This window comes from Wolbachia endosymbiont of Madathamugadia hiepei, assembly GCF_013366855.1.
Taxonomy (GTDB): Bacteria; Pseudomonadota; Alphaproteobacteria; order Rickettsiales; family Anaplasmataceae; genus Wolbachia.
In genome coordinates this window covers 1-9,709 of the sequence record NZ_WQMP01000029.1, presented here as the reverse complement: position 1 = coordinate 9,709, position 9,709 = coordinate 1, and the positions used below count along the sequence as shown (strand labels likewise).

Genomic DNA, 9,709 nt, shown 5'->3' with positions numbered 1-9,709 from the left:
AAATTCTCCCTTGTCTATTTGACGTTCTATACTGTCTTAAACGACTTATAAGCGCGTTTCAGCTTGAAAATCAGAAGTTTTAAAAAGACGTGAGGTGCACATAGTGCAAAAATTTAAACATGAGACGCCAAATACACTAAGTTTTTTGTCATTAACCTGCACAAATAGCTTCAGTATCATTATAAGGGTAACGGCGAAGGTTGTCAAGTAGTTTTTTTGTTTCTATTGGAAGACGGGTAGTCAAATCAGAATGCTTGTACATCAAAATCTTCCATCATCCAACCTTACTATATCATTATCAGATAAAAGCTCCCCTACTTGAAATTCAACTATCTCAAGTGGAAAGTTTGCGCTTCTATTTTCAATCCTATGGGAAACTTTCCTTGGAATTTCTACCACATGATTTGCCGCTATAGCACGTGTTTTGTTTCCTAAATTTACATATCCAGCTCCTGACAGCACTATATGGTACTCATCTCTATAGCAGTGAAACTGCCTAGAAGTGCAGCTCGATGGGCTTATAAACAGATATTTTATAAGAAAATTCTCGCCCATTAAAACTACACTGCAAAACCCCCATGGCTTGATTTCTTTCCTTATTGCCTTTGCTTCCCTAACTTTACTAATAAATGGCATTAAGCTCTTATCTGGCCGCTTATAAGCTCTACTTAATAAATTTTTTTGCACTATTTTCTGCTGTTAAATTCTGCTCTTTTTTTCCAGTCATATGCTGAAATGACACCGGTTCTTTATCAAATCTCTTACTTAATTCTCAAACTGCATTCCAAGTCCCAACATCCATCCAATCGAAATTAGCCTCTATCATTGCAACGTTTTCCGCTTTCTCCATTATCAAATAATCAATGGATACGTCTTCAATCCCCACAAAATCCCGCTGTTTTAAACACAGAAATCTCTCTTGTAATATGGAATGTTGCGCATTTGCACAACATAAATTATAAAGATTTGAGGCAGATCTTTTCATCTCATCTACATAGCGTTTTGCTTTAAACACGAATATTCCAGAGTTCCAATAATGATCGTTACTCAATTCGTGCTCAGGTTTTTCTGTAAAACTCCTAACTATATGGTATTTCTCCTGCTGACCATAAACTGCATTGATATAGCCATATTCGGGATTAAATTCATGAGGCTTTACTCCAAAAGTAACTATAGAGTTAGTTTCAGAGGCTATCCGAGCCGCTTTTTGAGCAGAAGCATAAAAATTGCTCAAATCGCCTATAAAGTGGTCTGAAGGCAGAATTAACATTGTCTCATTTTCATCACAGAGAAGTGCAACAATCAATATTGCTGCTGCCGTTCCGATCTTTACCGGCTCAAAAATCACTTTATACTCTTGCAGCGCTTTTAACTCCTCCATCACTAACGACTCATACTGTATATTTGTGGCAATTATGGGTGGCATATAGTCACTTTTAGTCTCAATAAAGTATTTTGGAACATGGTGTTATGACTAAATATTTTCTGAAATTGCTTTGGCTTGGATAAAGGCCAAAGCCTACTGCCACTACCACCACACAGTATTACAGGGCGCATTTGGTATAAGATATTAATTAATTAATATCTTATACCAAAGGTAAAATACACGCAAGCTTTTGTTGTGAAGCGATTAAAATAGAAAGTAATTTAAAGTAATTGCTAATTAGTACGAGTGTGGTTAAACTCTTTACCCTTGTGTGAGTTTCGTCTTCTTTTCTCTCTATCAGTATGAGAAGTGTTGCGTTCCTGATTTTTATTATCTTGTTTATCTTTGTCTTGCAATTTCTCCTCTAAGTTTTTCCCTGGTTTCCCAGATTTATCTATGCTTTCACTGCTTTTGTTTAGCCCCTTTTCCAACTCTCTCTCAATGCCTGGCCTCCTAGCATCAAGCTCTTTCCATGTTCCTGCAATCTTACGTTCAGGATAATCTTTCTCTTCTGGTTCTGATCTTTTCCCTTCTTTAACAACTGAATAATCGTTTTTTGTTTCTTGCAAACATTCTTTTAATTGGTGTTTCCGCATAGTCCAGTAAGCATCACCGTATTTTTTCTTATCTGCCACAAATAACAAAATTGGAGCCTTAAGTACGGTAGCTCCCATGTTCACTAAATTTTTCACTGCCATTGCAGAAGTGAACAAAAGATAACCAAAAAATTTTGCAATTGGATTTTGTCTGTTTACTAAATGCTCCCCTAACTTCATAGGAATGAAAGTCAGCAGTTTAGCACAAATCTTAGCTAAGCCCGCAGCAAAAACAATAGGAACAGATACAAGACTTTTATCTAACTCTAGATTACCATTTTGATTCCTAACTTCAAAAAAACTAGTGCTTAGCTTTTTATAGTCACTAGTGTACAATAATTCTCCATTTCTTCCTTCCTGGTCAACAACTTCCTGAATTTTACCTTCTTTATTTTTTACCTCTTTAGTTAGCACAGAAGAATTAGTTAGTTCAAACGGGTATTTAGAATTCTCAGTTTTTTGAGCTTCAAAAACTGGCAAATGTTTTTCAAGATCGATTTTTGAAAACTCAAATGGTTTATAGTAGCTATCATAGTGCTTAACATCCTTATTTTTTTTTGGATTAACTAAAAAGTCAATGGTAAAATAAGACCTGTTATCAACTTTCTTAACCAAAGCTAGATCAAACTTGTATCCATTATATACAAGCTGGTATTCGGGATTTCCCTCTTCATCTTTTACAAGCTTTCCATTCCTATCTTTTTTTTCTATAATTTCCCCAGACTCTACAATCTGATCATAATTTTTTAGGTATTGACATTTTTTCCCGTTATATGTCATTACCTTCCTGAGGTCTTTTACATAGACTTGAGATTCAGGTGAAGTAAATAAATCCTTCACTTTTAGCCTAAGGTCCGTTCCCCACTTTTTCAATGTCTCTAACATATTGCTAAACGAAGATCACTGAGCACTATAGTTCAATAATAAAACCAGTATGCTAAGAATATGTTAACATAGAATAGACGATTTTACAAGAAAATATGCTTGTAAAAGAAAAAAATCGTAAAAGTAAGAGCTATATAAGTGATGCTCGACAAGTACTTTGTACATGTAATCGTAAAAACTCTTAGAGGTATACTGTGTATGTAATCTTCGCACACTACTTGCATTCCAAGAACTGCATGCCAGAAAATACAAAACAATAATACAACAAAAAATAAAAGCTCTAGAGGATGATCAATGGCCTGAAATAATTTTTCATTAAAAGACAAAGGGCTATCAGCATAAAGTGCGCAAGAAAACGAATAGATAAACCAAGGAAGTAAAAACAATAAAATCACCGCAGAAACACGTTGAACCCACCAGTGATGTACTGAATTTCCAGATTGGCTCATATAAACATAAATAAAAAAGCTATAGTAGAGAAAAGTAAAGTTACTGCCAGTAGCATAGCACTTTTTGAGACACTAGTAATTTCTAAATTAAGTCCAGCATCCCATAATAAATGATGAATACCATTGAGAAAATGATATAGAAAGCTTACAAGACATAAAACATAAGCTAACTTAGCGATAGGAGTAGATAACAATACATTCAAGTACTTTACTATAAATAGCTCAGGAAAATAAACATGTAATATAAAATACCAAGAAAGCACCATTAACAGAAGGAATAATAAGATACCAGTTAATCTGTGCATAATAGAAAAAAAACTAGTAACTTGTACTTTATATATTTGCAAATGTGGAGAAAGAGGCCTATCACTCATAAAATTCCATTATCAAGAAATTAAAATAAAGTAGAAGTAAAGACAGCAATATAATACACCACAGCACCACTATTAAAAGTGGTGAGTTGTGCACAAAGCCTAAGGAGGTAATCCAGCTGCAGATTCCCCTACTGCTACCTTGTTACGACTTCACCCCAGTCACTGATCCCACTTTAAATAACTCCCCCCTTGCGGTTAGGTCATTAGCTTCGAGTGAAACCAATTCCCATGGCGTGACGGGCAGTGTGTACAAGACCCGAGAACGTATTCACCGTGGCATGCTGATCCACGATTACTAGCGATTCCAACTTCATGCACTCGAGTTGCAGAGTACAATCCGAACTGAGATGGCTTTTAAGGGATTAGCTTAGCCTCGCGACTTTGCAGCCCATTGTAGCCACCATTGTAGCACGTGTGTAGCCCACTCCATAAGGGCCATGATGACTTGACATCATCCCCACCTTCCTCCAGTTTATCACTAGCAGTTTCCTTAAAGTCCCCAGCATTACCTGATGGTAACTAAGAATGAGGGTTACGCTCGTTGCGGGACTTAACCCAACATCTCACGACACGAGCTGACGACAGCCATGCAACACCTGTGTGAAATCCGGCCGAACCAACCCTATCTCTTCAAATAGGTATGATTTCCATGTCAAGGAGTGGTAAGGTTTTTCGCGTTGCATCGAATTAAACCACATGCTCCACCGCTTGTGCGGGTCCCCGTCAATTCCTTTGAGTTTTAATCTTGCGACCGTAGTCCCCAGGCGGAATGTTTAACGCGTTAGCTGTAATACAGAAAGTACCCTCCCCATATTTAACATTCATCGTTTACAGCGTGGACTACCAGGGTATCTAATCCTGTTTGCTCCCCACGCCTTCGCACCTCAGCGTCAGATTTGAACCAGATAGACGCCTTCGCCACTGGTGTTCCTCCTAATATTTACGAATTTCACCTCTACACTAGGAATTCCTCTATCCTCTTTCAATCTCTAGGTTAACAGTTTTAAAAGCAATTCCAAAGTTGAGCTTTGGGATTTCACTTTTAACTTACTAACCAGCCTACGCGCTCTTTACGCCCAATAATTCCGAATAACGCTAGCCCTCTCCGTATTACCGCGGCTGCTGGCACGGAGTTAGCCAGGACTTCTTCTGTGAGTACCGTCATTATCTTCCTCACTGAAAGAGCTTTACAACCCAAAGGCCTTCTTCACTCATGCGGCATGGCTGGATCAAGCTTTCGCTCATTGTCCAATATTCCCCACTGCTGCCTCCCGTAGGAGTCTGGACCGTATCTCAGTTCCAGTGTGGCTGATCATCCTCTCAGATCAGCTATAGATCATTGCCTTGGTAAGCCATTACCTTACCAACTAGCTAATCTAATATAGGCTCATCTAATAGCAATAAATCTTTCCCCCGTAGGGCGTATACGGTATTAGTTGCCGTTTCCAACAATTATTCCGTACTACTAGGTAGATTCCTATACATTACTCACCCGTCTGCCACTAAGTTATACCATAGCAAGCTATAATATAACCCCGTTCGACTTGCATGTGTTAAGCCTGCCGCCAGCGTTCATTCTGAGCCAGGATCAAACTCTCAAATTTAGACTTCAACCTATAAAAGGTTGAGGGTACATCGGATAAATCCGACAAAAAAATAATTAGCTTTATATTGCTGTCTTTATTTCTACTTTAGAAATATTTCGATCTCTAACTATTCAAACAACTTTGAAAACATTATTATGTGATATAATTGCTATGTCAATAAGTTTTTGCAAATCAAAAAGCATTAATATATAAAAAATATATATCTATTGAGAATATCACTATGAAGAAATACATCTTTCTACTTGCATTGGTACCAGTGCTAATTGGCATAACATTGTACTCGTTACGTAATATTGATAATGCAAAACAATCTACAATTGCAGGTAATAAGTTCTATGAAGTGTTATTCTCCAAAAAAGATAGTGAGTTATTAGAGGGAATAGACTCAAATTGGAAGCATTTAGCAGACTTTGAAAGTGCATTCAGTCGTATCTCAAACTTAACATCAACAGACGCAGCATCTATTTATAGTGATATAGCAGATAATGAGGATGTTCCTGACGTTTTGCGTGAATTAGCACAATACTTAGAAGTAATGAATTTGCTTTATAGCGGTGACAAAATAAATGAAGATAAAATCAATAATTTAGCAGCAAATGCGGTGTATCCTTACTCAAGTCAAGAAGCTATCGCTATAATAAAGATACATAATAATGACATTAAAAGTGCAATTGAAATATTGCATTCACTATTAAATGACAGAAAATGCCCTACTCTAATAAAAGCCAATGCGCAAGAATTACTTCGGATATATGGAAGTAAAAGACTGCTTGCATAGTTTTTTTGTTTCTACTGAATCCAGCGTGCTGCTGAAAGCTGTACAAAAAGTCTATTCTTATTAACTATAAACAGCGTTTTGTATCTGCTGCAATGACTTTACTTCCAGCCTGCTGCTTTTCACATATTGAATTGCAAGTACTAACGCTTTACTTCCAGACGCTGTGGTGCTATAAGCTATATTTTGCAAAATAGCAGCTCTTCTAATGTCCTTGCTGTCTGAAACTGATTTGACACCTTTTGAGGTATTGATCACTAGATTTATTTTTCCATCTTTAAGCATGTCAACTATGTGGGGCCTGCCTTCCCTCACTTTATTTACAGCTTTTGCAGCAATGCCATTATTGTTCAAATACGAGGCTGTGCCTTTAGTGGCGTATATTTCAAAACCCAGCCCCTTCAACATTCGTGCAACTGGCAATATATATTCTTTATCATCATCTTTTACTGAAATCAAAGCTCTTCCTTCTGTTGGCAACTTATATCCTGCAGCCATGTGAGCTTTTACTAGCGCGGCCTCAAAGGATGAGTCGATTCCCATTACCTCTCCTGTTGACTTCATTTCCGGACCGAGTAGAGTGTCAATTTCCGAAAAACGTGTAAACGGAAAAACAGCAGCTTTGATTGCAAAGTGATCAAGAGATTTCTTTTCCTGGTCCAATTTTTTGCCTAGAATAACTTGCGTCGCGAGCTTCGCAACAGGAATATTGATTACCTTGGAAATAAAAGGAACTGTACGGCTAGCTCTTAAATTCACTTCCAGTATGTATATATCATTCTCTTGAATGGCAAATTGAATGTTTATCAGGCCTTTCACTTTCAGTTCAAAAGCTATTCTTTCAGTTTGCAATTCAATCTCTTTTACGACTTCATCACTCAGCGTGTTTGTCGGTATCAAGCAAGTTGAATCACCAGAGTGAACTCCGGCTTCTTCAATATGATCCATAACTGCCGCAACGAAAACTTTTTCCCCATCGCATATAGCGTCAACGTCAACCTCAACTGCATTGACTAAGAATCTATCAAGTAGCAGCGACCCATGTTCAAAAATCTTAGTCTGATCCAGTACATATTCTTTAAAGCTCTCAATATCGTGCTTAATCGACATGGATTGACCACCCAGAACGTAGGATGGCCTGACTACTAATGGAAACCCCACCTTCTCTGCGTTGGCTAACGCTTCTTCCACTGAATGACAAATAGAGTTCTCAGGTTGCTTCAAATCAAGCTGCAGAGCAAGGTTTTTAAATCTCATACGATCTTCAGCAAGATCTATAGAGTCAAAAGATGTACCTAAGATATTAAAACCCCTTTCATTTAGTATTTTGGCTAACTTTAAAGGCGTTTGACCACCTATTTGCACTATGACACCCACTAGTGTACCATTCTCTTGCTCTTTGTTTAGTATTTCAAGCACATCCTCTACGGTTAGTGGAGCAAAATACAAACGATCAGCAGTATCATAATCAGTTGAAACAGTCTCGGGATTACAATTAATCATGATTGTTTCATATCCCATTCCTTTGGTAGCGGAAACTGCATGCACGCATGCGTAATCAAACTCAATACCCTGACCAATACGGTTTGGTCCACTGCCTAAAATGACAACCTTTTTTCGGTCAGAAACGTTCGCTTCGCACTCTGTCTTATTTATAACGTCTCCTTCATAACAGCCATACATATAGGCAGTGCCCGATTCAAACTCAGCTGCGCACGTGTCTACACGTTTATAAACTGGATGAATGCCAAATTTTTTCCTTATTGCTTCAACTTGCTCTATTTTTTTGCTACTTAATTTTGCCAACCTTGTATCCGAAAATCCCATCTTTTTCAGCTCTAATATCTCATGTGCAGTTTCAGGCAAACCAGCTTCTTTAATTTTTTGTTCAGCTAAGATGATCTGCTGTATATTTTGCAAAAACCACAAATCATACCCTGTAATCGAACTTATTTCTTCTATGCTTATTCCATAACGCATTGCGTCAGCAGCAATCAGTAATCTGTTTGGTAGCAATTTTGCTAATTGAGATTTTATATGATCAACATCTGTATCTTCAGAGAACACTTCATCAAGTCCCGTGAGGCCAGTTTCAAGTGAACGAAAAGCTTTCTGTAGTGATTCATTAAAAGTACGTCCTATAGACATCACTTCCCCCACCGATTTCATGGAGGTTGATAGCTCACAATTCGTCCCCTTAAATTTTTCGAATTCAAAACGAGGAATTTTAGTGACGATGTAATCAACTACTGGTTCAAATGCAGCAGGTATAATTGGCGCACAATCGTTGCGTATTTCATCAAGTGAATAGCCAACAGCAAGCTTAGTTGCAACTTTTGCTATGGGATAACCTGTTGCCTTTGAGGCAAGTGCAGAAGAGCGAGAAACCCTTGGATTCATTTCAATTACAACGAGGCTGCCATCTTCTTTGGGATCAACTGCAAACTGGACATTTGCACCACCTGCGCTAACATCAATTTCTCTTAGCACTGCTATAGATACATTTCTCATTTGTTGGTACTCTGCATCACGCAGAGTTAAAGCAGGAGCAACAGTAATGCTATCACCTGTGTGAACTCCCATGGGATCAACATTTTCTATTGAACAGACTATTATGCAGTTGTCTTTGCAATCACGAATAACTTCCATTTCGTACTCTTTCCAACCGATAATGGATTCATCTATTTGAACTTCATTTATTGGCGAAATTTTCAGAGCATTCTCTGCAATGTTGATAAACTCCTCTTTATTGTACGCTATGCCACTACCTATACCCCCTAAAGTAAACGATGAACGAATGATTGCAGGCAACCCTATATAATCCAGAGCTTTCTTTATTTGGCCTTGATTTTTTATAATGATACTTTTAGGGTATTTTAGCCCTATTTTATCCATAGATTGGCGAAATAGTTCCCTATCCTCAGCTTTTTTGATTGCTTCTCTATTTACGCCAATCAGCTTTACGTTATATGCATCTAATACTCCATCATCTGCAAGCTTCATTGCACAATTGAGCGCGGTTTGCCCGCCCATCGTCGGCAATATTGCATCTGGCTTCTCTTTAATTATGATTTTTTCTATGATTTCAGGCAGTATGGGTTCAATATATGTTGCATCAGAAAACTCAGGATCCGTCATTATAGTTGCAGGATTGGAATTAACCAAAATGACTCTATAACCCTCACTTTTTAATACCTTGCAACTCTGAGTTCCGGAATAATCAAACTCGCACGCCTGACCTATAATTATTGGACCTGCTCCTATTACTAATATAGATTCTATATCTGTACATTTTGGCATAATTATAATGACGATCTCTATTTAGGTAATGTTACCAATCTTTCTTGTATATGTGAATTTTTATTAGACTTATGGGTTACCACTTTAAGACCCATAACTGCACAAACATTATGATTTGACCAACCGCCATCCAATGGAAACAAAAAACTACTTGACAACCTTTGCCGACTCCCTTATTATAGTATTGGAGCTATTCATTTAGCTTTAATCTGTGCAGATTAAACGACGAAAGTATCACGGTTGGCGTCTTATGTTTAATTTTTTGCACTATGTGCACCTCATGTCTTTATTAATTTC

Annotated in this window: 5 protein-coding genes, 1 rRNA gene and 1 pseudogene; 1 reads left to right on the top strand and 6 read right to left on the bottom strand. The window is 37.6% G+C overall.

Annotated features, from left to right (window positions below):
* Positions 1–261 precede the first annotated feature (261 nt).
* The 5 genes and pseudogenes from GO685_RS05925 to GO685_RS01815 all read right to left on the bottom strand — a co-directional run bounded on the left by GO685_RS05925 (position 262) and on the right by GO685_RS01815 (position 5,334).
* A pseudogene (locus tag GO685_RS05925) lies at positions 262–1,557 on the bottom strand (sugar phosphate nucleotidyltransferase).
* Positions 1,558–1,659: 102 nt separating this feature from the next.
* Positions 1,660–2,907, bottom strand: coding sequence for a hypothetical protein (locus tag GO685_RS01830; RefSeq protein ID WP_175937317.1), 1,248 nt, complete (start codon positions 2,905–2,907; stop codon positions 1,660–1,662).
* Positions 2,908–2,990: 83 nt separating this feature from the next.
* Positions 2,991–3,356 carry a succinate dehydrogenase, hydrophobic membrane anchor protein gene (sdhD, locus tag GO685_RS01825; protein ID WP_175937316.1) on the bottom strand — a complete coding sequence of 122 codons (366 nt, stop codon included), beginning with the start codon at positions 3,354–3,356 and terminating at the stop codon, positions 2,991–2,993.
* Positions 3,353–3,730 (bottom strand): succinate dehydrogenase, cytochrome b556 subunit, encoded by a 378-nt coding sequence (gene sdhC / locus GO685_RS01820; RefSeq protein WP_175937315.1) that lies wholly within the window; start codon positions 3,728–3,730, stop codon positions 3,353–3,355. The genes sdhD and sdhC overlap by 4 nt, the downstream gene beginning before the upstream one ends.
* Before the next feature lie 100 nt (positions 3,731–3,830).
* Positions 3,831–5,334: ribosomal RNA gene (locus GO685_RS01815) — 16S ribosomal RNA — on the bottom strand.
* A gap of 223 nt (positions 5,335–5,557) precedes the next feature.
* Between GO685_RS01815 and GO685_RS01810 the strand changes: the two genes are divergently transcribed.
* The gene (locus GO685_RS01810) at positions 5,558–6,115 is read left to right on the top strand and encodes a hypothetical protein (protein ID WP_175937314.1); all 558 of its coding nucleotides are present in this window, start codon (positions 5,558–5,560) and stop codon (positions 6,113–6,115) included.
* Positions 6,116–6,175: 60 nt separating this feature from the next.
* Here the strand turns inward: GO685_RS01810 and carB are convergent, their stop codons facing one another.
* Positions 6,176–9,412: a carbamoyl-phosphate synthase large subunit gene (gene carB / locus GO685_RS01805; protein WP_175937313.1), complete on the bottom strand. Its 3,237-nt coding sequence runs from the start codon at positions 9,410–9,412 to the stop codon at positions 6,176–6,178.
* Positions 9,413–9,709: the final 297 nt, after the last annotated feature.